At 73.9% G+C, this 25,542-nt stretch carries 22 protein-coding genes; 7 read left to right on the top strand and 15 right to left on the bottom strand.

The genetic code is table 11. The features are described from left to right. Nucleotides 1-12: 12 nt before the first annotated feature. Both HL663_RS04275 and HL663_RS04270 read left to right on the top strand, forming a co-directional pair. Nucleotides 13-2,118, top strand: a complete 2,106-nt coding sequence (locus HL663_RS04275; protein ID WP_173027207.1) for a hypothetical protein — start codon at nt 13-15, stop codon at nt 2,116-2,118. A gap of 101 nt (nt 2,119-2,219) precedes the next feature. Next, the gene (locus HL663_RS04270) at nt 2,220-4,226 is read left to right on the top strand and encodes a gluzincin family metallopeptidase (RefSeq protein WP_173027206.1); all 2,007 of its coding nucleotides are present in this window, start codon (nt 2,220-2,222) and stop codon (nt 4,224-4,226) included. 21 nt (nt 4,227-4,247) lie between these two features. Here HL663_RS04270 and HL663_RS04265 read toward each other — a convergent pair whose 3' ends face one another. The 3 genes from HL663_RS04265 to HL663_RS04255 form a co-directional block, all read right to left on the bottom strand. After that, entirely contained in the window at nt 4,248-4,796 is a 549-nt protein-coding gene (locus HL663_RS04265; protein WP_173027205.1) for an amino-acid N-acetyltransferase, read from the bottom strand. A 299-nt stretch (nt 4,797-5,095) separates the two neighbouring features. Then, on the bottom strand, nt 5,096-7,615 hold the full coding sequence (locus HL663_RS04260; protein WP_173027204.1) for an ATP-dependent Clp protease ATP-binding subunit: 2,520 nt from the start codon (nt 7,613-7,615) through the stop codon (nt 5,096-5,098). A 313-nt stretch (nt 7,616-7,928) separates the two neighbouring features. Further along, on the bottom strand, nt 7,929-8,546 hold the full coding sequence (locus HL663_RS04255) for a CGNR zinc finger domain-containing protein (protein ID WP_173027203.1): 618 nt from the start codon (nt 8,544-8,546) through the stop codon (nt 7,929-7,931). A 71-nt stretch (nt 8,547-8,617) separates the two neighbouring features. Between HL663_RS04255 and HL663_RS04250 the strand changes: the two genes are divergently transcribed. Continuing rightward, complete coding sequence (locus tag HL663_RS04250) at nt 8,618-9,190, top strand: hypothetical protein (RefSeq protein WP_173027202.1); 573 nt, start codon at nt 8,618-8,620, stop codon at nt 9,188-9,190. Nucleotides 9,191-9,215: 25 nt separating this feature from the next. On the opposite strand, the gene HL663_RS04245 is transcribed toward HL663_RS04250, so the two are convergent. Next, nucleotides 9,216-10,043 carry an Fpg/Nei family DNA glycosylase gene (locus tag HL663_RS04245; RefSeq protein WP_173027201.1) on the bottom strand — a complete coding sequence of 276 codons (828 nt, stop codon included), beginning with the start codon at nt 10,041-10,043 and terminating at the stop codon, nt 9,216-9,218. Between the two features lie 30 nt (nt 10,044-10,073). Then, nucleotides 10,074-10,775 carry a DUF305 domain-containing protein gene (locus tag HL663_RS04240; RefSeq protein WP_173027200.1) on the bottom strand — a complete coding sequence of 234 codons (702 nt, stop codon included), beginning with the start codon at nt 10,773-10,775 and terminating at the stop codon, nt 10,074-10,076. Between the two features lie 184 nt (nt 10,776-10,959). Here HL663_RS04240 and HL663_RS04235 point away from each other — a divergent pair, with 184 nt between their 5' ends. Further along, on the top strand, nt 10,960-12,381 hold the full coding sequence (locus HL663_RS04235) for an LVIVD repeat-containing protein (protein ID WP_173027199.1): 1,422 nt from the start codon (nt 10,960-10,962) through the stop codon (nt 12,379-12,381). Between the two features lie 92 nt (nt 12,382-12,473). On the opposite strand, the gene HL663_RS04230 is transcribed toward HL663_RS04235, so the two are convergent. Continuing rightward, the gene (locus HL663_RS04230; RefSeq protein ID WP_173027198.1) at nt 12,474-13,136 is read right to left on the bottom strand and encodes a DUF305 domain-containing protein; all 663 of its coding nucleotides are present in this window, start codon (nt 13,134-13,136) and stop codon (nt 12,474-12,476) included. Nucleotides 13,137-13,293: 157 nt separating this feature from the next. On the opposite strand from HL663_RS04230, the gene HL663_RS04225 reads away from it, so the two are divergent. Continuing rightward, complete coding sequence (locus HL663_RS04225; RefSeq protein ID WP_173027197.1) at nt 13,294-14,151, top strand: HAD family acid phosphatase; 858 nt, start codon at nt 13,294-13,296, stop codon at nt 14,149-14,151. Between the two features lie 101 nt (nt 14,152-14,252). Here HL663_RS04225 and HL663_RS04220 read toward each other — a convergent pair whose 3' ends face one another. The 9 genes from HL663_RS04220 to HL663_RS04180 form a co-directional block, all read right to left on the bottom strand. Beyond that, entirely contained in the window at nt 14,253-15,167 is a 915-nt protein-coding gene (locus tag HL663_RS04220; protein ID WP_286175922.1) for an HhH-GPD family protein, read from the bottom strand. 1 nt (nt 15,168) lies between these two features. Then, a complete protein-coding gene (gene disA, locus HL663_RS04215; RefSeq protein ID WP_173027196.1) occupies nt 15,169-16,251 on the bottom strand; it encodes a DNA integrity scanning diadenylate cyclase DisA in 1,083 nt (360 codons plus the stop codon). Between the two features lie 158 nt (nt 16,252-16,409). Next, entirely contained in the window at nt 16,410-17,813 is a 1,404-nt protein-coding gene (gene radA / locus HL663_RS04210; protein WP_173027195.1) for a DNA repair protein RadA, read from the bottom strand. A gap of 247 nt (nt 17,814-18,060) precedes the next feature. Further along, nucleotides 18,061-18,507, bottom strand: a complete 447-nt coding sequence (rplI, locus tag HL663_RS04205) for a 50S ribosomal protein L9 (RefSeq protein WP_030526146.1) — start codon at nt 18,505-18,507, stop codon at nt 18,061-18,063. 21 nt (nt 18,508-18,528) lie between these two features. Further along, nucleotides 18,529-18,765 (bottom strand): 30S ribosomal protein S18, encoded by a 237-nt coding sequence (rpsR, locus tag HL663_RS04200; protein ID WP_030526145.1) that lies wholly within the window; start codon nt 18,763-18,765, stop codon nt 18,529-18,531. A 110-nt stretch (nt 18,766-18,875) separates the two neighbouring features. Beyond that, nucleotides 18,876-19,475 (bottom strand): single-stranded DNA-binding protein, encoded by a 600-nt coding sequence (locus HL663_RS04195; protein WP_173027194.1) that lies wholly within the window; start codon nt 19,473-19,475, stop codon nt 18,876-18,878. A 46-nt stretch (nt 19,476-19,521) separates the two neighbouring features. Beyond that, complete coding sequence (gene rpsF / locus HL663_RS04190) at nt 19,522-19,809, bottom strand: 30S ribosomal protein S6 (RefSeq protein WP_030526143.1); 288 nt, start codon at nt 19,807-19,809, stop codon at nt 19,522-19,524. A 31-nt stretch (nt 19,810-19,840) separates the two neighbouring features. Next, nucleotides 19,841-21,178 carry a glycosyltransferase family protein gene (locus HL663_RS04185; RefSeq protein WP_173027193.1) on the bottom strand — a complete coding sequence of 446 codons (1,338 nt, stop codon included), beginning with the start codon at nt 21,176-21,178 and terminating at the stop codon, nt 19,841-19,843. A gap of 16 nt (nt 21,179-21,194) precedes the next feature. After that, nucleotides 21,195-23,399 (bottom strand): transglycosylase domain-containing protein, encoded by a 2,205-nt coding sequence (locus tag HL663_RS04180; RefSeq protein WP_173027192.1) that lies wholly within the window; start codon nt 23,397-23,399, stop codon nt 21,195-21,197. 274 nt (nt 23,400-23,673) lie between these two features. On the opposite strand from HL663_RS04180, the gene HL663_RS04175 reads away from it, so the two are divergent. After that, on the top strand, nt 23,674-24,234 hold the full coding sequence (locus tag HL663_RS04175) for a PadR family transcriptional regulator (RefSeq protein WP_173029991.1): 561 nt from the start codon (nt 23,674-23,676) through the stop codon (nt 24,232-24,234). A gap of 80 nt (nt 24,235-24,314) precedes the next feature. Continuing rightward, complete coding sequence (locus HL663_RS04170) at nt 24,315-25,406, top strand: inositol-3-phosphate synthase (protein WP_173027191.1); 1,092 nt, start codon at nt 24,315-24,317, stop codon at nt 25,404-25,406. The last annotated feature ends 136 nt before the right edge of the window (nt 25,407-25,542 follow it).

Below are 25,542 nucleotides of genomic sequence, written 5' to 3'. Positions count from 1 at the left end.
GACCGGAGGGCGGTGGCCGTGCCACCCGCCGACGAGCGAGCACGGCGCGAGGCGCGCCGTGCTCGCCCGGCGACGACGGAGACACCGGGGACGGGCACGCTGCGCCGCGCCGTGGCCGGCTCGCTCGCGACCGCCCTCGTGGCGCTCGCGCTGGTCGTCACGACGCCGACCGGCGCCGCCGTGGCGGCCGAGGAGGGGCTCGCCGTCTCGGCGGTCAGCCGCTACCGACTCGACGCCGGCGCCGACGTCGTGCGCGCGACGATGACCCTCGACCTGCGCAACACGAGCCGCGACACCGCGGCCGACGGCGGGGTGTACGCCTACTTCTTCGACGCCTACTCGGTCCCCGTGCCGGCCGGCGCGACGAACGTCCGCGCGACGAGCGGGGGTCGGGACCTGGCGGTCTCCACCGCCGGCACCGACGACCCGAGCACCCAGACGGTGCGCATCGCCTTCCCGGACCTGCGCTACGACAGGACACGGCGCATCGTCCTCGGCTTCGACGTGCCCGGGGCGCCGCCGCGCTCGCAGAACAGCACGCGGGTGGGGCCCGGGTACGCCACCTTCGTCGCGTACGGCCCCGGCGACGAGGGGCACAACCGGGTCGAGGTCGTCGCCCCGTCGGCGATGTCGTTCTCCAGCACCGTCGACGACTTCGACACCGCGCGCTCCGGCGGCACGAGCACGTACACCGCGACCGAGAACACGTTCGACGGCGGCCTCTGGGCCGCGGTCTCGCTGCGCGACGCCGCGCAGGTCACGGAGCGCACCGTCGAGGTCGGCGACCTCTCGCTCACCCTGTCGGCCTTCCCCGACGACGAGCAGTGGTCGACCTTCGTCGCCGACCGCGTCGAGAAGGGCCTGCCGGTGCTCGAGCGGCTCGTCGACGACCCGTGGCCCGGGGGGCTGCAGCGCATCCGCGAGGACGCCTCGCCGTCGCTGCGCGGCTACGACGGCTGGTTCGACCCGACCGGCGACGAGATCGTCGTCGGCGAGCAGCTCGACGACGACCTGATCTTCCACGAGCTGACCCACGCCTGGGTCTCCGGCGACACCCTCGAGCAGCGCTGGCTCTACGAGGGGCTGGCCCAGGCCGTCGCCGAGCGCGCCGTCGAGCGGACCGGCGGCACCCCGCGGCAGCACGACGACGTCAGCCGCTCGGACCGCGACGCCCGGCCGCTCAACGGCTGGACGGGCGACGCCGGCAGCCGGTCCGCCGACGTCGACGCGTACGCCTACCCCGCGTCGTACCACGTGATGCACACGCTGCTCGCGGACACCTCGGACGCGCGGTTCGCCGCGGCCGTCGGGGCCGCCGTGCGCGGCGAGCGCGCCTACGACCCCCCGGGCCTGGTCACCCCGAGCGGCGGGCGCACGTCGTGGCAGGACTGGCTGGACCTCGTCGAGGACCGCGCCGGGGCGAAGAACGCCGCCTCGGTGATGTCGACGTGGGTGCTGACCAAGGAGCAGCGCGCCCTCCTGGCCCCCCGCGAGCGCGAGCGCACGGCCTACCGCGCCCTCGACCGCGCCGACGGTGACTGGGTGCCGCCGGAGGGGCTGCGCGACGCGATGACCGTCTGGGACTTCGAGCGGGCCCGTGACGTGCGCGCAGCCGTCGCCCCGCTCGGTGCCTCGGTGACGGCCGTCCAGCGCGCCGCCTCCCGCACCGGCCTCGCCGTGCCCGCCGGGGTCCGCGACTCCTACGAGCAGGCCGCCCTCGACGACGACTACCGCGACCTGGCCACCTCGCTGCCGGCGACGGCACGGGCCATCGAGGACGTCGGCGCCGCGCGGGACACCGCCGCCCGCGAGCGCAACGCCCTCGCCGCCACCGGCGCGCGCCTGCTCGGGGTGCAGGAGCGCGCCGACCGCGCCCGGGCCGCCCTGGCCGACGGGTCGGTCGACCGCGCCTCCGCCCTCGCCCGAGAGAGCACCGAGCGGGCCGGCTGGGCGCTGCCGCTCGGGGTCGGCCTCCTGCTGCTCGCCCTCGTCGTGCTCGTCGGCGTCGCCGCGGTCGTCGTCGCCGCGGTGCGGCACCGCCCGGCCGCCGCTCGCCACGCCGGTGCCGGGCCCGACCGCACCCCGGACCACGCGATGGACCCCTCCCCGGGCGGCTGACCGGCCCGGATGCCCCCGAAAGCCGTGCGTCGGCGCACCGGTCGGACCTAGCATCGTGCCGCGCGCCCGGGAGCAGGGCGCATCGTCACCCGGGGGAACGCATGACGTCCGCACCACTGCACGGCCTGCGCGTCGCCACCGTCGCCGCCCTCCTCGTGGCCGGCCTCGTCGGCTCGGCCGGCGCGGCCGGGGCCGACGGCGGGGTGACGGTCGCCGGGGACACGACCTACACCGTGACCGACCGTGCGGCGAGCGCCCGGATGGTCGTCGACCTCACGAACGTCACGCCGAACCGCGACACCGGCGGCGGGAGCTACGTCTACTACTTCTTCAACCGCATCTCGGTGCCCGTCCCGTCCGGGGCGACGAACCTGCGGGCGACGAGCCGCGGCGCCACGCTGGGGACCTCGAGGTCCTCGACGAAGGACCCCGGCACCGACCTCGTCGAGATCTCCTTCCCCGACCTCCTCTACCGTCGGCAGCGGACCCTCGAGCTCACCTTCGACGTGCGCGGCGCGGCCCACCGCTCGAAGGACCCGACCCGCGTCGGGCGCGGCTACGCCTCGTTCGTCGTCTCGGGGCCGGGCGACCCCGGCTCGGCGCGGCTGACCGTGCGCACCCCCACGGGCTACGACTTCTCGAGCACGAGCGACGACTTCTCGTCCGGGACCTCCGGCGGTCGCGCCACCCACACCCTGTCGGACGTGACCGACGGCGGCCCGGGCCTCTGGGCGGTCGTCTCCCTGCGCGACCCGGACGCGGCCACCGAGCGCGACATCCGCGTCGGCGACCTGCCCCTCACGCTCTCGTCCTTCCCGGACGACGCGCGCTGGACCGCGTTCGCCGAGCGCACCGTGACGCGTGGCATCCCGATGCTCGAGCGGCTCACCGGCACCCGGTGGCCCGGCGGCCTCAAGACCGTCCGGGAGGACTCCTCGCCGCTCGTCCAGGGCTACGACGGCTGGTTCGACCTGGCCGAGGACGAGATCGTCGTCGGCGAGCAGCTCGACCCGGACCTCGTCTTCCACGAGCTGTCGCACGCCTGGTTCCAGGACGAGCGGTTCGTCGAGCGCTGGCTCTCCGAGGGCCTCGCCCAGATCACGGCCGAGCGGGCGGTCCGGGCCACGAAGGGCACGGTGCGGCCCCACCGGAAGGTCTCGCGGTCCGCGAAGGACGCCGTCGCGCTCCAGTCGTGGGAGGACCTCGGCGGGCGCAGCGAGCCCGTCGACGCCTACGCCTACCCGGCCTCCTACCGGGTGATGAAGGACCTCCTCGGGGACCTGCCGGACGAGGAGTTCGCCGCGCTCGTCGCCGCCGGCATCCGGGGCGAGCGCGCCTACGACCCGCGCGGGGTCCTCACCGGCAGCGCCGGCCGGACGACGACCACCGACTGGCTCGACCTCCTCGAGATCCGCGGCGGCATCGAGGACGCCCCGGACGTCTTCGAGCACTGGGTGCTCACGACGGCCCAGCGCCGCCAGCTGCCGGCCCGGCGGGCCGCGCTCGCCGCCTACGAGACCCTCGACGCCGCCGACGGCGACTGGCTGCCGCCGGAGGGCCTGCGCACCGCGATGTCGACCTGGGACTTCGAGCGGGCCGCGGGCGTCCGGGCCGAGGTCGCGCCGCTCGGGCGCGCCGCGCGGACCGTGCAGGACGCCGCCCGACGGGCCGGGCTGCCCGTGCCGGAGTCGGTGCGCGACCGGTACCAGGGCGCCTTCGAGGAGGCGCACTACCGGGCCGTCGCCGCCCGCCTGCCGGAGACCGCCCGGACCCTCGACGCCGTGGGCGCCGCCCGGCGCGTGGTGCGGGCCGAGCGCGACCCCTTCAGCGCGCTCGGCGCGCTCGTGCTGGCGGTCGACGCCACCGAGCGGGGCGCGGAGCACCGGCTCGCCGCCGGCGAGCTGCCGCGGGCGCGGGCGCTCGCCGACGAGGTCACCGGCCGGTCCGGGTGGCTGCTGCCCCTGGGTCTCGGCCTGCCCGTGCTGGCCCTGCTCCTGCTCGTGGGGACGGCGCTCGGCGTGCGCGCCCTCGTGCGGCGGCGCTCCGCCCGACGCCCGGCTCCCGTCGCCGCGGACGGGCCGGAGCTCCTCGAGCCGGCGGCGGGCTGAGGGCGCGAGGGCGCGCCGGGCTCAGAGGACTCGGAGCATCCGGGTGTTGCCGAGCGTGTTCGGCTTGACCCGCTCGAGGTCGAGGAACTCCGCGACGCCCTCGTCGTAGGAGCGCAGCAGCTCGGCGTAGACGGCCGGCTCGACCGCCTGCCCCTCGATCGGCTCGAACCCGTGCCGGGCGAAGAAGTCGGTCTCGAAGGTCAGGCAGAACAGCCGCGAGAGCCCGAGCTCGTGCGCCCGCTCGACGAGCCGGGTGAGCAGGGCGCTGCCCACCCCCGACCCGAGGGTCGAGGCGTCGACGGCGAGGGTGCGCACCTCGCCGAGGTCCTCCCAGAGCACGTGCAGCGCGCCGCAGCCGACCACCCTTGGCGCCGAGCCGTCGGCGCCGTCGGTCTCGGCGACGACGAAGTCCGCGACCGACTCGTAGTAGGCGACGGCCTCCTTCTGCAACAGCACCCGCTGCTCGGCCAGCGGGGCGACGAGGGCGCGGATGGCGCGGACGTCGGCGGTCCGGGCGGGCCGGACGTGCACCCCGGGGCGGGGGGCGGCGGGCGCGTCGGAGGGGGCCATCCCGGCAGCGTAGCCGCGCCGGCGCAGGCCCCGGCGGAGGCGTCCGGACAGGGGTGCGGCCCGCCACCGCAGGGGTGGTGGCGGGCCGCTGCAAGGAGCCCCGGAGGCCCTTGCGTGTCCAAGTCTGGGGGATTGCTCCATCCCGTGGGGTAAAGACAGGGTAAGGATTTCGCGGCCGAGGCCCCGTTTTCGACGGAATCCGTGGCCCGCAGTGCGTCAGGGGACCGCGCGACAGGGGGCCGGGACACACCGAGGGCGCCCGACCATGTGGTCGGACGCCCTCGGTGGACGGGGTCGGCTCAGCCCTCGACGGCCTCGGCCGCGACGACCGGCAGCTCGATGCCCCGGGTGTGCGGCATGCCCTGGAAGGTGAACGTGTCGTCCTTGGTCTCGCCGGTCGCGTCGACCGCGACGATCTCGCCGGACTTCAGCTCGTTGAAGAGGATCTTCTCCGAGAGGATGTCCTCGATCTCGCGCTGGATCGTGCGACGCAGCGGACGCGCACCGAGCACCGGGTCGTAGCCCTTGGTGGCGAGGAGGTTCTTCGCCGCCGGGGTGAGCTCGATGCCCATGTCCTTGTCCTTGAGCCGCTTGTCCAGCTTGGCGATCTCGAGGTCGACGATCTGGACGATCTCGGCCTGCGACAGCTGGGGGAAGACGATGGTGTCGTCGACGCGGTTGAGGAACTCGGGACGGAAGTGCTGCTTGAGCTCGTCCTGGACCTTGGCCTTCATCCGGTCGTAGTCCGAGCGGGTGTCGGGACCGGCGGAGAAGCCGAGCGTGCCCTTGGAGATGTCCCGGGTGCCGAGGTTGGTCGTCATGATGATGACCGTGTTCTTGAAGTCGACCATCCGACCCTGGGAGTCGGTGAGGCGGCCGTCCTCGAGCACCTGCAGGAGGCTGTTGAAGATCTCCGGGTGGGCCTTCTCGACCTCGTCGAAGAGGACGACGGAGAACGGCTTGCGGCGCACCTTCTCGGTGAGCTGGCCACCCTCCTCGTACCCGACGTAGCCGGGGGGCGAGCCGAAGAGGCGCGAGACGGTGTGCTTCTCGCTGTACTCCGACATGTCGAGCTGGATGAGGCTGTCCTCGTCGCCGAAGAGGAACTCCGCGAGCGTCTTGGCCAGCTCCGTCTTTCCCACACCGGTCGGGCCGGCGAAGATGAACGAGCCTCCGGGGCGACGCGGGTCCTTGAGGCCGGCCCGCGTACGGCGGATGGCCTGCGAGAGCGACTTGATGGCCTCGTCCATGCCGACGACGCGCTTGTGCAGCTCGTCCTCCATGTGGAGCAGGCGGCTGGACTCCTCCTCGGTCAGCTTGAAGACCGGGATGCCCGTCGAGGCGGCGAGGACCTCGGCGATGAGCTCCTCGTCGACCTCGGCGATGACGTCCATGTCGCCGGACTTCCACTCGGCCTCGCGCTTGGCCTTCTCGTTGCGCAGGTTCTTCTCGTCGTCGCGCAGGCGCGCGGCCTTCTCGAAGTCCTGGCCGTCGATGGCCGACTCCTTCTCGCGCACGACGCCGGCGATCTTCTCGTCGAACTCGCGCAGGTCCGGCGGCGCCGTCATCCGGCGGATGCGCAAGCGCGCGCCCGCCTCGTCGATGAGGTCGATCGCCTTGTCCGGGAGGAAGCGGTCGTTGACGTACCGGTCGGCCATGTTCGCCGCCGCGACGAGCGCGCCGTCGGTGATGGACACGCGGTGGTGCGCCTCGTACCGGTCGCGCAGGCCCTTGAGGATCTCGATGGCGTGCGCGAGGGTCGGCTCGGCGACCTGGATCGGCTGGAAGCGGCGCTCGAGCGCGGCGTCCTTCTCGATGTGCTTGCGGTACTCGTCGAGCGTCGTCGCGCCGATGACCTGCAGCTCGCCGCGGGCCAGCATCGGCTTGAGGATGGAGGCCGCGTCGATGGCGCCCTCGGCCGCCCCGGCACCGACGAGGGTGTGGATCTCGTCGATGAACAGGACGATGTCGCCGCGGGTGCGGATCTCCTTGAGGACCTTCTTCAAGCGCTCCTCGAAGTCACCGCGGTAGCGGCTGCCGGCGACGAGCGCGCCGAGGTCGAGCGTGTAGAGCTGCTTGTCCTTGAGCGTCTCGGGCACCTCGCCCTTGACGATGTCCTGCGCGAGGCCCTCGACGACCGCGGTCTTGCCGACGCCGGGCTCACCGATGAGCACCGGGTTGTTCTTGGTGCGGCGGGAGAGCACCTGCATGACCCGCTCGATCTCCTTCTCGCGCCCGATGACCGGGTCGAGCTTGCCCTCGCGAGCGGCCTGCGTGAGGTTGCGGCCGAACTGGTCGAGGACGAGGGAGCCCGCGGGGGTGCCCTCGGCGGGACCGCCCTGGGTGCCGCCGGCGCCCTGGGCCGCGCCCTCCTTGCCACCCTGGTAGCCCGAGATGAGCTGGATGACCTGCTGGCGCACGCGCGAGAGGTCGGCGCCGAGCTTGACGAGCACCTGGGCCGCGACGCCCTCGCCCTCACGGATGAGGCCGAGGAGGATGTGCTCGGTGCCGATGTAGTTGTGGCCGAGCTGCAGCGCCTCGCGCAGGCTCAGCTCGAGGACCTTCTTGGCGCGCGGCGTGAACGGGATGTGACCGGTCGGGGCCTGCTGCCCCTGGCCGATGATCTCCTGCACCTGCTCGCGAACCGCCTCGAGGCTGATGCCGAGGCTCTCCAGGGCCTTGCTCGCGACACCCTCACCCTCGTGGATGAGGCCGAGGAGGATGTGCTCGGTCCCGATGTAGTTGTGGTTGAGACCGCGCGCCTCCTCCTGGGCGAGCACGACGACGCGCCGGGCGCGGTCGGTGAACCGTTCGAACATGGTGCTTCTCCTGACGTCGAGTCCCCTCGATGCTAGTCGCGCTGCCTCTCGGTGGCGTCCCCGTTCCTCGAGAGCGGGGCTTGCGCGTCTACGGGGTGGACAACGCCCCGGGCGGGCGACCCTGTTCCGCGTTCGCCCACGGCGTAGCGCCCGCACCCCCGCCCCCCTGCCGACCCCACCGTCCCCACGCGTATCGGGTCACCCGATACGGCCGCGCTGCACCCCGGAACCGTTGCCGGGTGAAGCGCAGGGATATCGGGTCACCCGATACGCGTGGGACTCGCGAGGGGGGACGGCGGGGTCGGGGTCGTCGTCAGGGGCGGGTGCGGGTGCGGGCGGCGTGCGCGCGGACCTTGGCCCGGTTGCCGCACCACTGCATCGAGCACCACCGACGCCGACCGGAGGTGTCGAGGAACACCCAGCCGCAGCCGAGCCCCGGGCAGGAGCGCACGCGCGCCACCTCGGGCCGGGTCACGAGGTCGGCGGCCGCCCAGGCGAAGGCGTCGGAGGGCCGGTCGAGGTCGTCCGGCGAGATGCCCTGGACGTGCCAGCGCGCCGGGTGGCCGGGCACGAGCTGCACCCCGGTGGCGGCGGACCGGGTGGCGACGGTCAGGGCGGCGACCGCCTCGCCGTCGCTGGGGTCGAGGGCCGCGCCCCGGATGACGGCCCGCACGGTGCAGGCCCGCTCGAGCGCCGCGGCCGCCGCCTCGGGCTGGCGGTGGGCCGCCCGGCGCAGCCGCTGGACGTCGCCCGCCGGAAGGAGGTCCAGCTCGCCGGCGAGCACGGCCAGGTGGTCGTACGTCGCGAGGTAGTCGCTCGCGTGGCTGCCGTCCCACCCGGAGAAGGTGTTGACGAGCTCGAGCGCCGGGTGGCCCGCCACGGGTCGGGGCAGCACGAGCCCGTCGACCTCGACCCAGTGCTGCTCCGCCACCCGCAGAGCGTATCCGTGGGCTACCGTCGTACCTAACCGTTCAAAGCATCCAAATGGTTAGGGGAGCCACCATGACGCGCAGCACCACCTCCACCGCCCTCCGTCGCACCGCCTCCACCCTCGGGACGGCCGCCCTGCTCGGCGCCGGTCTCGCCGCCGCCCCCGCCGCGAGCGCCCACCCCGGACCCGGCCACCACCACGGGTCGCCGTGGACCCCGTACCGCACCGAGGAGGTCGTCGTCCCCGCCGCGCGCTCGACCTGCGGCTTCGACACCCGCATCACCCCGCTGCGCGACGAGGAGGAGTACCGGACGACCTCCACCTGGCCCGACGGCACGCCCCGCACCCAGCTCTTCCGCGGCGCCCTCGTCGAGCGGTACACCAACCTCACGACCGGGGCCTCGGTCGTGCGCGACCTCAGCGCCACCGCCGTCTTCGCCTACCGCCCCGACGGCTCCCCCGCGTCGCTGACCTCGCTCCACGGCGCGTTCGGCACGACGATGCCGCCCGGCAGCCACCCGGACACCGGGCTCTACGTCCTCGGCGGCCGCGGGACCCGCGTCGTCTTCGAGGCCGACGGCACCCGGACCTTCACCCTCGGCCGGCACGGCACCGCGCAGGACGTCTGCGACGCCCTCGACTGACCGCGCGGGAGGGCGCAGGACGGCCTCAGCGCCGGCGCTGGCAGCGGCCGCACCAGAAGAGGTTGCGCCCCGCGACGACCTGGGTCCGGATGCGCGATCCGCAGCGCGGGCACTCCTCGCCGGTGCGCCGGTAGACCTCCGAGGTGCGCTCGGTCAGGTGCGGCCGCTCGCCGCGCCCCAGCGCCGCCTCGACCTCGAGCACCTGCTCCTCGACCGTGACGATCCGCCCGGTCGCGACCCCGAGCGGCATGAGGCGCACGAGGTCCTCCCACACGAGCCGCCACGACGCGGGCCTCATCGCCCGGCCCTCGGTGAACGGCGAGAGGCGGTGGCGCCAGAGGACCTCGGAGCGGTAGACGTTGCCGACCCCCGCGAGCACGGCCTGGTCCATGAGCAGCTCGGCGACGCTGCGGCCGGAGCGCTGGATGCGTCGCCAGGCACGGTCGGGGTCGGCGTCGGGCCGCAGCGGGTCGGGCCCGAGGCGGTCGAGGACGGCCGCGACCTCGTCGGGCGTGACGACCGCGCAGAGGTTCGGGCCGCGCAGGTCGGCGAGGTGCTCGGGCGTCGCGAGGCGCATCCGCACGGCACCGACCGGGGCGACCTCGGCGCTCCAGTCACGCCCGTCGACCCGGAGGGTGCCGATCAGCCCGAGGTGGACGTGCACCCAGCGCTCACCCTCGAACTCGAGGAAGAGGTGCTTGCCCCGCGAGGTGGCCGCGAGCAGCTCGCGCCCCGACACCTGCGCGGCCCCCTCCTCGAAGCGCCCCTGCGGGCTCGTGACGACCGGGTGGGTACCCGCGAAGGCCGCGTGGAGGTCGCGGGCGAGCGCGAACAGCGTGTGTCCCTCGGGCATGGGGCCATCCTGCCCCGCCGGGCCGACACCTCAGCGCAGTCGCGCGAGCATCCCCGTCATCTGGTCGACCTGCTTGGCCTGCGTGACGTTGATGTCGGCCGCCAGCTCCTCGACGCGCGGGTCGCCGGCCGAGCGCGCGTGCTGCCCGACCATCTCGAGCGCGCCCTCGTGGTGGCGGACCATCAGCTGCAGGAAGAGCCGGTCGGCCTCGACCCCCCGGGCGGCGCCGAGCGCGGCGAGGTCGGCCTCGGAGGCCATCCCGGGCATCCCCCGGTGCGCCGAGTGGTCCTGGATGCGGGGGTTCGCGGCCTGCGGCGGGACGTCCTGCCCGCGCTGGCGCAGCCACGAGGCCATCGCGTCGATCTCGGGCTTCTGCTCGTCGCGGATGCGCGAGGCGATGCTCGCGACCTGCCGGTCGGTCAGGGCTGCCGTCGCGGTCTCGACGAGGACGATGGCCTGCGCGTGGTGGACGACCATGTCCTGCATGAACCGGGTGTCGGCCGGGGTCGCGCTCGTCGTGACGACGGGCGTCGCGGCCGGCCCGGTCAGCGTCGTGTTCGGCTCCCCGGGCCTCCCCGGCTGGAGCACCGGCACCTCGCCGGGGGACGCGGTGACCGCGGGGGTCGCGTCGCCGCCGCTGCAGCCGGCGAGCAGCGTCGCGGCGAGGAGGACGGGGGCGGCCGCGGCGCGCACCGCCGCCCGGCGCGCACGGGAGGGGTGTCGGCTCGGCATCGCGCCACTGTAGGCGGGGACGACGGACGTGACCAGTTGGCGGCGCACACCCGTCGACCTGTCATTTTTTGACCCGGACTTTGCCCACTACCCGCCGGTACCCCGTCATCGTGGGCCGTTCCACACCGCCAGGGGCGCGCACGGAGGGAACGTGTCGGGCACCCCACGACGAGGAGGACACCGCATGGGAGCACTACGACGCCTCGGCGTCATCGCCGCAGGAGGGGTGCTGGCCCTCACCGGGGGCGTCGGCGCCGCCGCCGCGGGCGACGGGGTCGGGCTGGGAGGCCTGGACCTGCAGCCCGAGCAGATCGGGCACTCGAAGAACATCGAGCACCTGGCCAACGTCCCGCACACCGGTCCGTTCACCGGGCAGTTCGGCACCGACATGGCCTTCCAGGGAGACCGGGCCTACGTCGGCAACTACCAGGGCTTCATCATCTACGACATCTCGAACCCGAAGAGGCCGCGCACGCTCGCCCAGGTCAACTGCCCGGGCTCGCAGAACGACGTCTCGGTCTCGGGCGACCTGCTCTACCTCTCGACCGACAGCTCGCGTAGCGACTCCTCGTGCAGCTCGGTCGCGCAGTCGGCGACCGTCAAGTCCTCGTGGGAGGGCATCAAGGTCTTCGACGTCAGCAACCCCCGCGCCCCGAAGTACGTCGCGGCCGTCGAGACCGCGTGCGGCTCGCACACCAACACCCTCGTGCCCGGCAAGGACGCCGACTACGTCTACGTCTCGAGCTACTCGCCCCGCGCGGAGTACCCCGACTGCCAGCCGCCGCACGACGCGATCTCCATCGTCAAGGTCCCGAAGAAGAAGCCGGCGACGGCCGCGGTCATCGCCGCCCCGAACCTCTTCCCCGACGGCGGCAACCCCGGCGGCACCAACCCCGCCGGCAACTCGTACTCGGCGACGACCGGCTGCCACGACATCACGGCGTACCCCGCGAAGAAGATCGCGGCCGGGGCGTGCATGGGCGACGGCATCATCATGGACATCAGGAACCCGGAGAAGCCGAAGGTCATCGAGCGGGTCACCGACACCGAGAACTTCGCGTTCTGGCACTCGGCGACGTTCAACCAGGCCGGCACCAAGGTCGTCTTCACCGACGAGCTCGGCGGCGGCGGCGCGGCGACCTGCAACGACGAGGTCGGCCCGACCCGCGGCGCGAACGCGATCTACTCGCTCTCGAAGAAGAACGAGCTGACGTTCGCCTCGTACTACAAGATCCCGCGCAACCAGTACGACTCCGAGAACTGCGTCGCGCACAACGGCTCGATCGTCCCGGTCAACGGCCGCGACGTCATGGTCCAGTCCTGGTACCAGGGTGGGGTCTCGCTGTGGGACTTCACCGACGCCGAGCACCCGCGTGAGCTCGGCTGGTTCGAGCGCGGCCCGCTGTCGCCGGAGAACACCGGTGGCACCTGGTCGGCGTACTACTACAACGGGTACGTCTACAGCTCCGACATCCAGAAGGGCTTCGACGTCCTCGAGCTCAAGGACAAGAACCTCAAGCAGGCCGCCAAGGTCCGCCTGAAGGAGCTCAACCCGCAGTCGCAGCCGGTCTACACCGGCAAGGGCGGCGGTCACCACCACCACTGAGGCCCACCAGGCCACGACGACGGCCCGTCCCCACCCGGGGGCGGGCCGTCCGTCGTGCCGGGGGCTCCGCGGACGGACCCACGGGGTGGCCGTCAGTCGGTCAGGGTGACGAAGAGGTCCTCGATGCGCTGCAGCTGCTCCTCGCGCGTCGTGGCGATGCCGTCGAGGATGGTCTCGAGCTCGGGGTCGGCCGAGGGCTCGCGGCCCTCGAGGAGCGCGAGCGCCTTCTCGTGGTGGGTCATGAGCAGGCCGAGCAGCAGGCGGTCCGCGTCCGAGCCGCGCGCGAGGGCGAGCTGCTCGACCTGGGTGCCCGAGACGAGGGCCGCCGCAGTCTCCGGGCCGTCGTGGGCGACCTCCCGCGGGTCCTCGGCCTCCGCCGGCACGTCCTCGCCACGGGCCTCCAGCCACCCGGCGGTCTGCTCGAGCTCGGGCAGCCGCTCGGCGCGGACCTCCCGGACGAACGCGGCGACGGCGGGGCTGTCGACCTCGCGGACGGTGTCGACGAGGACGACCGCCTGCGCCTGCTGCGCGAGGAGGGAGCGGGCGAGCGCGGCGTCCTGCGGGCTCCCGGTGGTCGGCTCGGCGCCGGCACCCTCCCCCGAGCCGCCGGGCACGGCCGCGGCCTCCGGAGCGGGGGCGAGCAGGGCTCCCGACGGCGCGTCCCCGCCGCCGGCGGAGCAGCCGCCGACGAGGCAGGCGGCCGCGACGAGGCTCGTCACGAGGCGCCCGGGGCGGGTCGTGGGGGCGGGGAGCACCCGGACACCCTACGCACGCTCCCCGGACGCCGCCCCCGGGAGGGTGGGGTCTGAGAGGCCGCTGAGCCCCGCTCGGCGCTGCGCCGTCACGCGCGCCCCGTCGGCCCGGGTGCGGGTCTAGCGTCCCGGCGTCCGGTCACCACCGAGAGGACCTCCCATGCCGAACCGTTCGCTCTCCCGCCGCGGCCTCGCCGCCACGGCGCTCGTCTGCTCCGCCCTCGTCGGGGGCGGTGTCGCGTACGCCGCCACGACCCCCGAGCCCGCCATCAAGACCTTCACCCCGCGCTCCGCCGACCAGGTGACGAACATCGACGTCCTGCGCCAGCAGATCCGCAACTACTACGGCGACCCGCTGGGCACCGGGACCTTCGGGGAGGGGTCGAACTACGTCCGCGAGGCCACCTCGGTCGCCCGGGACGCCGGCCGCTGGCTCTCGGCGCGGGGCCACGAGCGCGGCGAGGACCGCCACCACCCGCGGGGCCGCAAGGCCATCGTCCTCGACGTCGACGACACGACGCTCACGACCTGGAACTACGAGGTCGCGAGCAACTGGGCGTACAACCCGACGACGAACGGCGAGTACGTCACCGGCCAGCGCTTCCCGGCGACCCCGGGCATGGTCGACCTCGTGACGAAGGCCGCGCGCGACGGGTACGCCGTCTTCTTCCTCACCGGGCGCCCCTCCTCGCAGGAGGCCGCGACCCTCGGCAACCTCACCTCCGACGGCGTCGGCGTCGACGCCGGCTACCCCGCCCCGACGACGCTGGTCGACGGCGAGGACGGCCTGTTCACCAAGCCCGACGTCTCGGCCTACCCCGACTACCTCCAGCAGGCCTGCGCCGGCGACCCCGGCGGCAAGTGCACGACCATCCACTACAAGTCCGCCACCCGCGCGCACATCGAGTCGCTCGGGTACGACATCGTCGCCAACCTCGGCGACCAGTACAGCGACCTCAAGGGCGGCCACGCCGACCGCACCTTCAAGGTCCCGAACCCGAACTACTACCTGCCCTGAGGCGTCGGCGGCCGGGGGTGTGAGGGCCCCCGGCCGCCGGTCGGCCCCGGTCCCGTCCGGGATGCTGCCCGCCGTGCGCTCGTGCGCTCGTCCCTCGGGCGTCAGGCCGGGAGGCGGTAGCCGTCCGGGCCGTGCGGCTCGACGAGACCGTCCTCGACGAGCGAGCCGAGGCAGCGGTCGACCTGCCCGAGCGCACCCGGGTCGGTCCGGGCCAGGCGCTCGAGCACGGCCGCCTCGAGGACGTCACGGGGGACGGCGTCGGCGCTCTCGCGCAGCACCTGGACGAGGGCCCCGCGCACCTGCCGGTCGGTGCCCTCCCACGCCTGGCCACGCCGGGCCGGGCCGTCGTCCGGCGGGCTGCCGGCCGCGACCCAGGCGCAGACGTCCTCGAGCGGGCACCGGCCGCACTCCGGGCCGCGGGCCCGGCAGACGAGCGCCCCGAGCTCCATCACCCCGACGTTCCACCGGGCCGCGGTCGCCGCGTCGTCCGGCACGAGGGATGCCGCGAGCCGCTGCTCGGCCGCGGTGAGCGAGGGCGAGGCGAGCGCCCGGCCCTCGACGGCGCGGGCCAGGACCCGGCGCACGTTGGTGTCGACGACGACCGAGCGCCGCCCGAACCCGAAGGCCGCCACCGCCGCCGCCGTGTACGCCCCGACGCCCGGCAGCGCCCGCAGCGACTCCTCGTCGGCGGGCAGCTCGCCGCCGTGCCGCTCGACGACGGCCACCGCGGCGTCGCGCAGCCGCAGGGCGCGCCGGGGGTAGCCGAGACGTCCCCACGCCCGCACGACGTCGCCGGGGCTCGCGGCGGCGAGCGCGGCCGGGGTCGGCCAGCGCTCCATCCACTCGCGCCAGACCGGCTCGACGCGCGCGACGGGCGTCTGCTGCGCCATCACCTCGGAGACGTGGACGCCCCACGGGGTGGTCGACGCCTCGCGCCACGCGAGCGGGCGGGCGTGCTCGTCGAACCAGGCGAGCACGCGGCGGTGGAGGACCTCGCGGTCCGGCGCCGGGGCCACGTCAGACGTAGCGCTCGAGGATGCTCGTCTCGGCGAGGCGCGAGAGGCCCTCGCGGACCAGGCGCGCCCGACCCTCGCCGACGCCGTCGACGTCCATGAGGTCGTCGATGTTCGCCGCGAGGAGCTTCTGCAGCGAGCCGAAGTGCAGGACGAGACGGTCGACGATCGCGCCCGGCAGGCGCGGCACCTTCGACAGGAGCCGGTGGCCGAGCGGGCTGACCGAGGAGTCGAGCGCGTCGCCGACGACGGTGAAGCCCATCGCCTTGGCGCCGCCGGAGGGGTCGAGGAGCTCGGTGGAGTCGATCGCCGTGAGGTTGGCGACCGCCTCCTCGAGCGTGAACCCCGCCTTGGCCTCGTGGAGGTAGTCGCGGATGACGAGCCCGAGGTCGTCCGACAGGCCCCCGGTCAGCTCCTCGAGCTGGAGGCTGAGGAGGCGGCCGTCGGTGCCGAGCTGGACGACGTACTCGGCGATCTCGTCCTTGATCCGCCGGACCATCTCGAGGCGCTGGAGGACGTTGGCGACGTCGCGGACCGTCACGAGGTCCTCGATCTCGAGCGCCGACAGGGTCCCGGTGACCTCGTCGAGGCGCGACTTGTAGCGCTCGAGGGTCTGCAGGGCCTGGTTGGCGCGCGACAGGATGGCGCTGGAGTCCTCGAGGACGATGCGCCGACCGGCGATGTAGAGCTGGACGATGCGCATCGACTGGCTGACCGAGACCACGGGGAAGCCGGTCTGCTTGGCGACGCGCTCGGCGGTGCGGTGGCGCGTGCCGGACTCGCTCGTCTCGATGCCGGCGTCGGGCAGCAGCTGGGTCGCGGCGTGGAGGATGCGGGTGACGTCGCGGTCGACGACGACGGCGCCGTCCATCTTCGCCAGCTCGCGCAGGCGGGTCGCCGAGAACTCGATGTCGAGGGGGAAGCCGCCGGTCGCGATCTGCTCGACGACCCGGTCGTGGCCGAGGACGATGAGCGCGCCGGTGCGACCGCGCAGGATGCGCTCGAGGCCGTCGCGCAGCTCGGTGCCGGGCGCGACGGCGCCGAGGGTGACGCGCAGCAGCTCGTCGTCGGTCGGTGACCCGGCCATCCGTGCTCCTCCTGCTGCGTGCGTGCTGGTGTCGGCGTGCGCCTGCGTCGTGCTCGGGGCCCACGGGGCGGGGTCCCGCTGGATCCTATCCGCCGGGTGGTCACGGCGCGGTCTCGATCTGCGGGAGCTCGCAGCGCCCGTCCGGGGTGCGCCCGCGCTCAGCGCACCGGGACGTCGTGCAGCGCCCGCCCGACGGCCTCGGCGACCGTCCCGACCTCGAGCACCGACAGCCCCTCGGGCACCGGCCCCGCCCCGAGCACGCCGCTCGGGACGACCGCTCGGGTGAACCCCAGCCGGGCGGCCTCGGCCAGCCGACGGTGGGCGCCGGTGACCGGGCGGACCTCGCCGGCCAGCCCGACCTCGCCGAACGCGACGGTGCCGGGCGGCAGCGGGCGGTCGGTGATGGCCCCGGCGAGCGCGAGGGTGATGGCGAGGTCGGCGGCGGGCTCGGTGAGCCGCACCCCGCCGACGGTCGAGAGGTAGGCGTCGCTGCCGCCGATCGGGGCCTGGGCCCGCTTGTCGAGGACGGCGAGCACCATGTTGACGCGGGCGGTGTCGAGGCCGCTCGTCGCGCGGCGCGGGGTGGCCAGCGCCGACTGCGTGACGAGGGCCTGCACCTCGGTGACGAGGGGCCGGCGCCCCTCGAGCGTCACGGTGACGCAGGTGCCGGGGACGGCCGCCGTGCGCCCGGAGAGGAAGAGCCCGCTCGGGTCGGCGAGGCCGACGATGCCGACGTCGGAGAGGTCGAAGCAGCCGACCTCGTCGGTCGGGCCGTAGCGGTTCTTGACCGCCCGGACCAGCCGCAGCCGTGAGTGCCGGTCGCCCTCGAACTGCACGACGACGTCGACGAGGTGCTCGAGGACGCGCGGGCCGGCGATCGAGCCGTCCTTGGTCACGTGCCCGACGAGCAGCACCGCGATGCCCCGCGCCTTGGCCGCCTGGATGAGGGAGGCCGCGACCTCGCGCACCTGCGCGACGTTGCCGGCCGACCCCTCGACCTCCCCGCTGGAGATCGTCTGCACCGAGTCGACGACGAGCAGCTCGGGCTGCACCTGCTCGACCTGGCCGAGGACGGTCGCGAGGTCGGTCTCGCTCGCGAGGTAGAGCGTGCGGGCCATCGCCTCGATGCGCTCGGCGCGGGCGCGCACCTGCGCGGCCGACTCCTCGCCGCTGACGTAGAGGACCGTCCGGTCGCCGTGCTCGCCCGAGCGGGCGGCGCGCCCCGCGACGTCGAGCAGGAGCGTGGACTTGCCGATCCCGGGCTCCCCCGCGACGAGCACGACGGCGCCGGGGACGAGGCCGCCGCCGAGCACGCGGTCGAACTCGGGCACGCCGGTCGGGCGGGCGACGGCATGGCTGACGTCGACCTCGCCGATGGGGGTCGCGGGGCGCGCGACGGTGCTCGCGGCGGTCGTGCGCACGGTCACGGCGCCGACCTCGGCGACGCTCCCCCACGCCTGGCACTCCCCGCAGCGGCCGACCCACTTGGCCGTCTGCCAGCCGCACTCGGAGCAGCGGAAGGCGCCGGCGCCCTTCGCGCGTCGTGTGCTCGTCCCGGCCATGCCGCACAACCTACGGCCCACCCCCGACACCACCCCCGCACCCCTCCGGCGGCCCCCCGGTCCCACACCCGCCCGACTCGTCCGCGTCCGGAAGGCCGGCCCGTCCCGCCGCTTCTCCGGGCGACCTGCGCGGGTCCGGGTGCGGTCGCACGCGCAGCAGCGCAGATCGCGCGGAGAAGAGCGGGGGATGCACGAGGGCCCCGGACCGATCCGGTCCGGGGCCCTGCGTGCTCGCGAGGTGTCGGCGTCAGCCGGCGACGACCTCGAGGGAGACGGTCGCCTGGACCTCCGGGTGGAGGCGGACGAGCGCCGTGTGCGTGCCGGTCGTCTTGATCGGGGTCGGGACCTCGATGCGGCGACGGTCGAGCGACGGCCCGCCGGCGGCCTGGACGGCCTCGGCGATGTCGGCGGTGGAGACGGCGCCGAAGAGGCGGCCCCCGGTGCCGGCGTGCGCGGTGACGGTGACGGCGTTGGCCTCGAGGTTGCCCTTGATGGACTTCGCCTCCTCGAGGGACTTCACCTCGCGGGTCGCACGACCCTTGGCGATGGAGTCGACCTGCTTCTGACCGCCCTTGGTCCACGCGGTCGCGAGACCACGCTTGAAGAGGAAGTTGCGGGCGTACCCGTCCTTGACGTCGACGACGTCACCGGCGGTACCGAGGCCGGTGACCTCGTGGGTGAGGATGACCTTCATGTGTCTGGCTCCTTCGGCGGGTCAGCGGGACGAGCTCGAGTACGGCAGGAGCGCCATCTCGCGCGCGTTCTTCACCGCGTTGGCGATGAGGCGCTGCTCCTGGACGGAGACGCCGGTCACGCGCCGCGCGCGGATCTTGCCGCGGTCGGAGATGAACTTGCGCAGGAGCGCGACGTCCTTGTAGTCGATGTTCTCGACCTTCGCCGCCTTGAGCGGGTTGGCCTTCTTCTTCGGCTTGCGAATGGCGGGCTTGGCCATCGTGGTGCTCTCCTTCTGCCGGCCGGAACCGGCGGATGAGCCCCGGTCACCCGGGGATGGTGTCTGTCTGTGTCGTGTCGACCGTCAGCGGGCGTGGTGCCCGGAGTCGGTCAGAAGGGAGGCTCGTCGTAGCTCGGCGCCTGGCCCCAGCCGCCGCCCTGCTGACCACCCTGCTGGGGCTGCTGCTGCTGCTGCGGGGCCTGCTGGCCACCGCCCCAGCCGCCGCCCTGCTGGCCGCCGCCACCCTGCTGGGGAGCGGAGCCACCGGTGGCCCACGGGTCGTTCTGCTGGCCGCCGAAGCCGCCGCCGCCCTGCTGGCCGCCGAAGCCGCCGCCGCCCGAGCCGCGCTCGGCCTTGGTGACCTTGGCGGAGGCGTATCGGAGCGAGGGGCCGACCTCGTCGACCTCGAGCTCCATGACGGTGCGCTTCTCGCCCTCCTTGGTGTCGTACGAGCGCGACTTCAGCCGGCCCGTCACGACGACGCGCGTGCCGCGGTGGAGCGACTCGGCCACGTTCTCGGCCGCGTCACGCCAGATCGAGCAGCGCATGAAGAGGGTCTCGCCGTCCTTCCACTCGTTCGACTGACGGTCGAACGCGCGGGGGGTGGACGCGACGGTGAAGTTGGCGACCGCGGCACCCGAGGGGGTGAAGCGGAGCTCGGGGTCGGCGGTGAGGTTGCCGATGATCGTGATGACGGTGTCGCCTGCCATGACGGGCGTCCCTTCGGGGGTTGGTCGTGGTCCGGGGACGAGGTGCTCAGGCGCCGGGGCGCAGGAGCTTCGTCCGCATGACCGTCTCGTTGAGGCCGAGCTGACGGTCCAGCTCCTTGGCCGTCGCCGGCTCGGACGTGAAGTTGACGACGGCGTAGATGCCCTCGGCCTTCTTCTTGATCTCGTAGGCCAGGCGGCGCCGGCCCCAGACGTCGACGGTGTCGATCGAGCCACCATCGGTGGTGACGACCTTGAGGAGCTTCTCCAGCGACGGCTGGATGGTCCGGTCGTCGAGCTCCGGGTCGAGGATGACCATGAGTTCGTACTGACGCATGTGCTAACCCGCCTCCTTCGGTCTCAGGCGGTCACGGTCTTTCCGTGACAGGAGGGTATGCGGTGTCGCCCACAGCCCCCCGTGGTTCGTCCACAGGGTGCCCGGCGGGCAACCGCTCCAGCCTACCGGGCCGGGGCCCGGCGTCCCAATCCGCGCGGGGAGGGCCGGCCGGGCCGACGCCCCAGGCGGCGCGGGCCCACACGACCCAACCCAGGCGGCCGAGCGCGACGAGCCGCAGGGCGAGGGCGGTGGCGTACCAGCCGGCGGGCAGGCCGAGGCCCGGGTCGGCGGCCGCGGCCGTCCACGCGAAGAGGGCGACGGCGTGCGCGACCTCGGCGCCGGCCCAGAGGAGCTGGTCGCGCCACGGCACCCCGGCGAGCGCGAGGAAGGGCAGCAGCCACAGCCCGGCGGAGGCCGGCAGCGCGGGCGCGGTGACGAGGGCGACGACGAGCGCGAGCACGACGACGTCGGCGACCGGCGGGCGCGCCCGGTGCCGCAGGAGGAGCACCGCGAGGACGGCCGCGAGCAGCATCCCGAGGAGGGCGAGCCCGGCGACGACCGGGCCGGCGAGCGGCCGGTCGACCAGCGAGGGGACGAACCAGGACGAGCCCGCGCCCGCCCCGCCGGCCCACCAGGCGGCCACGGGCCGCCCGAGCAGCCCCGGCTCCAGCGCCGCGGCCGGCCCGACCACGAGCAGCACGGCCACCCCCGCCGCCGCGAGCAGGCGCCGCCGCGCCGCCGGCCGCCGGTCGACGAGCACCATCCCGAGGAGCGGCACGAGGGCGAGCGGCCCGCCGAGGACCGCCACCCCGGCGAGCGCCCCGGCCGCGACCTCCCGCTCCCGGCTCCACAGCCAGACGGCGAGGACCGAGCACGTGACGGGCACGAGGTCGACGGAGGTGAGCACCGCGAGGGCGAGCACCGGCGAGAGCGCGAGCGGCAGGGGGTCGGCGAGGGGGTGGCGGCGCGCCGTCCCGACGAGGACGACGAGCGCGGCGAGCAGCAGCGCGGCGGCCACCGTCCACAGGACGAGCACCCAGCGCTGCTGCGCCAGCCCGACCCCCGGCGCGGCCGCCTCGAGGAAGCCGGTCGCGAGCCGGCGCAGCAGCGGCAGGTCGGCCTCCCCCGTCCCCGCGAGCAGCGGCGAGGCGCACTGCCGCCAGACCGGCGTGCGGCCCTCCCACCCCGTCGCCGCGCAGGCCGCCTGGCGCAGGGCGGCCACCCCGACGGGCAGCGCGAGCAGCGCGACGACCGGCGCGAGCGCCGCGACACCCCCCGCGGCCGCGGGCGCACGTGCGCCGCGCCGCCCCCCGAGCGCCGTCAGGAGACGGGCGGGGAGCGGCGCGGCGGGGTGGCGGTCACGGGCCACGGACGCGAGCCGGGGCTCAGCCCGTGGGTGGCGACGCGTTCGGCGACGGGCTGCCCGAGGGCCGGCCCGGCAGCGACGGCAGGGTCGCGCTCGGTTCCGGTGTCTGCGTCGGCCGGTCGCTCGGCGACGGCGGGGCGCTCGAGCTCGGCGGGGCGGAGCTCGACGGCGGGGCCGAGCTCTGCGTCGGCTGCGGCGCCTGCGTCGTGGGCGGCGGCGGCGGCAGCACGTCCTTGTTGATGTTCGCCGGCTGCGGGAACTCGCGCACGTCGCTGCCCTCGAGGGCGGCCTTCATGTACTCGGTCCAGATCCGGGTCGGGAAGGTGCCGCCGGTGATGTTGCCGGCGTTCGGCAGGTTCTCCATCTGGAGCTCCTTGCCGGTCTTGTCGTCCGAGCGGTAGAGCCCGACCGCGGTGGCCAGCTGCGGGACGTAGCCGTCGAACCAGGCCGAGCGGAAGCTCTCGGAGGTGCCGGTCTTGCCGGCGGCCGGGCGGCCGAGGTTCTCGCCGACGTAGCGGGCGGTGCCGCCGTTGACCGGCTCCTGCATCGCCGTGATGACGTCGGCCATGAGGTCCTCGTCGAAGACGCGCTTGGTCTTCGGCTTGGCCTTGACGACCGGCTGCTTCTCGTCGGGGAAGCGGATCTCCTTGACGATGTACGGCTCGGCACGCACGCCCTGCGCCGCGATCGTCGCATAGGCGTTGGCCATGTCGAGGACGGTGACGTAGTCGGTGCCGAGCACGTCGGCGACGTTCGCCTCGAGCTTCGAGCGCACCCCGGCGTCCTGCGCGGCCGCCATCGTGTTCTTGGGGCCCACCTCGATGTTGAGCGCCGCGTAGACGGTGTTGACCGAGTGGCCGGTCGCCGTGAGCAGGTCGATGTTGCCGAACTGCTCGTTGCCGAAGTTCTTGACGCGGCCGCGGCGGGTCTCGGAGTCGGACGACGCCGGGTCGGCGAACTCCTCGAAGTACTGCGGGCTGTAGCCGGGGAAGGTCGAGCGGATGCTCGCCTTCTTCTCCTGCAGCGCGGCGATGAGGGTGAAGATCTTGAAGGTCGAGCCGGCCTGCATCTTCGCCTGCGTCGCGTTGTTGAGCGGCCGGTCGGCGAAGTCCTCGCCGCCGTAGAGCGCGACGATCGCGCCGTTGCCCGGGCGGACCGAGACCAGGCCCTCGTGGACGTCCTCGACGTCCGGGCGCTGGTCGCGCACGGCCGTCACGGCGGCGTACTGCTTGGCGCGCTCGACGGTCGAGACGACCTTGAGGCCACCGCGCTGGATGTCGGTGTCGCTCAGCTTGTACTTGCTCGTCAGCTCCTTCTTCACGAGGTCGACGACGTAGCCGTTCGTGCCGCCGAGCTGCTTGGGCTTGTACGGCTGGATGCGGTCGAGCACCTCGTCGACGTCGGCCTGGTCGCGGTCCTCCTGCGAGAGCCACTTCTTGGCGACCATCGCGTCGAGGATGTAGGCGGAGCGCTCCTGCGCGTTGGCCTTCTGCTCGTCACCGAGCGTCGGGTCGTAGAAGGACGGCCCGCGGATGACCGACGCGAGGACCGCGGCCTCGGCCGGCGTGAGGTTCTTCGCGCTCTTCTTGAAGTACGCCTGCGAGGCGGTCTCGATGCCGTAGGCGCCGCGGCCGTAGTAGATCGTGTTGAGGTAGTTGGTGAGGATCTCGTCCTTGGACTGCTGCTTGTCGATCTTCAGGGAGATGAGGATCTCCTTGGCCTTGCGGGTCAGCGTGCGGTCCTGGGTGAGGAAGTAGTTCTTGACGTACTGCTGGGTGATCGTCGAGCCACCCTGCGTCGCCTGCCCGCCCTTGACCGCGACCCAGACGGCGCGCGCGATGCCGGTCGGGCTGATGCCGCTGTTCTGGTAGAAGTCCCGGTCCTCGGCCGCGAGGATCGCGTGCTGCATGTTCTCGGAGATGTCCGCGAGCGGCACCGACTGCCGGTTGCCACCCTCGTCGGACAGCCGCGCGAGCACGGTCTTGCCGTCGGAGTAGTAGACGGTGCTGGCCTCGGCGGTCACCATCTCGTTCGGCTGCGGGATGTCGGTCATCGCGTAGGCGACGAAGAACCCGGCGAGCCCGAGGACGAACGCCCCGAGGCCCGCCCAGACGACACGACGCAGCCAGCGACGGGTGCGCGAGGTCTTCGGGGCGGCGGCGCCGGGGCGGGCGGCCGCCCGCCGCGGGGCGTCGGGGCGGGGGCGTGGCTGTCGTTGGCTCATGGGCTTCCGGGGCAGGGAACGGGGGGCAGTGAACGACGCGGCTCGCGCCGCGTCCACCCGCCAGTATGACCACGCAGGCTGGGAAAACCCCAACAACGGACGAGCCGGCCCCCGGCCCCGCGGCCGGCGCCCCCTGCGCCCCCTGCGCCCCTGTCCGGCGTGCCACGCCGCCGCACGGGATGTATCGCTCCGATATATCTGTGTTACGTTCGAGGTGACAAGGTCCGAGTTTGTCAGGTCGGACCGCCGAGAGCGAGAGGAGGCGCAGGCCGTGGTGTCCCGCCGTGCGCAGCTGCTCGAGCTCGCCGTCCTCGGCCTCCTCCACGAGGGCCCGACGCACGGCTACGACCTGCGCCGCCGGCTCAACACCGCGCTCGGCCCCTTCCGCGCCCTCTCCTACGGGACGCTCTACCCGGCGCTCAAGACGCTGCTGGGCCGCGGGCTCATCGCCGAGGCCAGCGAGGGCCCCCGCCCGGGCAAGCGCCCGCGGGTCGTCTACGAGCTGACCGCCGCCGGCAAGGAGCACTTCGCCGAGCTCGTCGCCCGCACCGACGCCTCGTCCTGGGAGGACGACGGCTTCGACGTCCGCTTCGCCTTCTTCGCCCGCACCGAGCGCGAGGTGCGCCTGCGCATCCTCGAGGGCCGGCGCACCCGCCTCGAGGAGGACCTCGAGCGGGTCCGCGAGCGCTCCGCCCGCCACCGCGAGCGCCTCGACTCCTACACCGCGGCCCTCCAGCGGCACGGCGAGGAGACGACCGAGCGCGAGGTGCGCTGGCTCGGCGAGCTCATCGACGCCGAACGGCGCCACCCCACCGACCCCGGCCCCCAGCCGTAGGCGGCCACCGGGGCCCGCGGTCCGTCCGCGCCCGGTGCCGTTGCTCCACCCCCTCCACCCACGACCCCCCAGGAGAAGCCATGGGTTCCATCCGCGTCGCCATCGTCGGCGTCGGCAACTGCGCGTCCTCGCTCGTGCAGGGCGTGCACTACTACCGGGACGCCGACCCGACCGCCACCGTCCCCGGCCTCATGCACGTCCGCTTCGGCGAGTACCACGTGAGCGACGTCGAGTTCGTCGCCGCGTTCGACGTCGACGACAAGAAGGTCGGCAAGGACCTGTCGGAGGCGATCAACTCCTCGGAGAACAACACGATCGCCATCGCCGAGGTGCCGACGACGGGCGTCACCGTCCAGCGCGGCCACACCCTCGACGGCCTCGGCAAGTACTACCGCCAGACGATCGACGAGTCCGGTGCCGAGCCGGTCGACGTCGTCGCCATGCTGCGCGACGCGCAGGTCGACGTGCTCGTCTCCTACCTCCCGGTGGGCTCGGAGCAGGCCGACAAGTTCTACGCCCAGTGCGCCATCGACGCGGGCGTCGCCTTCGTCAACGCGCTGCCGGTCTTCATCGCCTCCGACCCCGAGTGGGCCGCGAAGTTCGAGGCCGCCGGCGTGCCGGTCATCGGCGACGACATCAAGTCGCAGGTCGGCGCCACCATCACCCACCGCGTCATGGCGAAGCTCTTCGAGGACCGCGGCGTCCAGCTGGACCGCACCTACCAGCTCAACGTCGGCGGCAACATGGACTTCAAGAACATGCTCGAGCGCGAGCGCCTGGAGTCCAAGAAGATCTCCAAGACGCAGGCCGTCACGAGCAACCTCACGGGGTCGCTCGCCGGCAAGACCGAGGACCGCAACGTCCACATCGGGCCGTCGGACTACGTCGCGTGGCTCGACGACCGCAAGTGGGCCTACGTCCGCCTCGAGGGTCGCGCGTTCGGCGACGTCCCGCTCAACCTCGAGTACAAGCTCGAGGTCTGGGACTCCCCGAACTCGGCCGGCATCATCATCGACGCCATCCGCGCGGCGAAGATCGCCAAGGACCGCGGCATCGGCGGCGCCCTGCTCTCGGCGTCGAGCTACCTCATGAAGTCCCCGCCGGAGCAGCGCCCCGACGAGGTCGGCCGCGCCCGCCTCGAGGCGTTCATCGCGGGTGACGAGGAGCGCTGAGGCGCCCCCTCCCCCGGCCCATCGCGGGCTACACCGCAGTAACGGTCGCTGCAGCGACGGTTACTGCGGTGTAGCCGGCCACCGGGCCTGGGCACCCACGACGGGGCGGTCTCCCTCACGGGCGGCCGCCCCGTCG

The sequence above is a fragment of the Arthrobacter sp. NEB 688 genome, assembly GCF_013201035.1.
In the GTDB taxonomy this organism is placed as follows: Bacteria; Actinomycetota; Actinomycetes; order Actinomycetales; family Dermatophilaceae; genus Phycicoccus.
Note: the sequence above shows the minus strand (reverse complement) of the source record. Positions and strands in the feature narration are given on the sequence as shown.

What these genes read in the sequence shown, in the direction of transcription:
- HL663_RS04270 (WP_173027206.1), top strand. Translation starts at nt 2,220, where the DNA reads ATGACGTCCGCACCACTGCACGGCCTGCGCGTCGCCACCGTCGCCGCC.
- HL663_RS04265 (WP_173027205.1), bottom strand. Translation starts at nt 4,796, where the DNA reads ATGGCCCCCTCCGACGCGCCCGCCGCCCCCCGCCCCGGGGTGCACGTC.
- HL663_RS04260 (WP_173027204.1), bottom strand. Translation starts at nt 7,615, where the DNA reads ATGTTCGAACGGTTCACCGACCGCGCCCGGCGCGTCGTCGTGCTCGCC.
- HL663_RS04250 (WP_173027202.1), top strand. Translation starts at nt 8,618, where the DNA reads ATGACGCGCAGCACCACCTCCACCGCCCTCCGTCGCACCGCCTCCACC.
- HL663_RS04245 (WP_173027201.1), bottom strand. Translation starts at nt 10,043, where the DNA reads ATGCCCGAGGGACACACGCTGTTCGCGCTCGCCCGCGACCTCCACGCG.
- HL663_RS04240 (WP_173027200.1), bottom strand. Translation starts at nt 10,775, where the DNA reads ATGCCGAGCCGACACCCCTCCCGTGCGCGCCGGGCGGCGGTGCGCGCC.
- HL663_RS04235 (WP_173027199.1), top strand. Translation starts at nt 10,960, where the DNA reads ATGGGAGCACTACGACGCCTCGGCGTCATCGCCGCAGGAGGGGTGCTG.
- HL663_RS04225 (WP_173027197.1), top strand. Translation starts at nt 13,294, where the DNA reads ATGCCGAACCGTTCGCTCTCCCGCCGCGGCCTCGCCGCCACGGCGCTC.
- disA (WP_173027196.1), bottom strand. Translation starts at nt 16,251, where the DNA reads ATGGCCGGGTCACCGACCGACGACGAGCTGCTGCGCGTCACCCTCGGC.
- radA (WP_173027195.1), bottom strand. Translation starts at nt 17,813, where the DNA reads ATGGCCGGGACGAGCACACGACGCGCGAAGGGCGCCGGCGCCTTCCGC.
- rplI (WP_030526146.1), bottom strand. Translation starts at nt 18,507, where the DNA reads ATGAAGGTCATCCTCACCCACGAGGTCACCGGCCTCGGTACCGCCGGT.
- rpsR (WP_030526145.1), bottom strand. Translation starts at nt 18,765, where the DNA reads ATGGCCAAGCCCGCCATTCGCAAGCCGAAGAAGAAGGCCAACCCGCTC.
- HL663_RS04195 (WP_173027194.1), bottom strand. Translation starts at nt 19,475, where the DNA reads ATGGCAGGCGACACCGTCATCACGATCATCGGCAACCTCACCGCCGAC.
- rpsF (WP_030526143.1), bottom strand. Translation starts at nt 19,809, where the DNA reads ATGCGTCAGTACGAACTCATGGTCATCCTCGACCCGGAGCTCGACGAC.
- HL663_RS04180 (WP_173027192.1), bottom strand. Translation starts at nt 23,399, where the DNA reads ATGAGCCAACGACAGCCACGCCCCCGCCCCGACGCCCCGCGGCGGGCG.
- HL663_RS04170 (WP_173027191.1), top strand. Translation starts at nt 24,315, where the DNA reads ATGGGTTCCATCCGCGTCGCCATCGTCGGCGTCGGCAACTGCGCGTCC.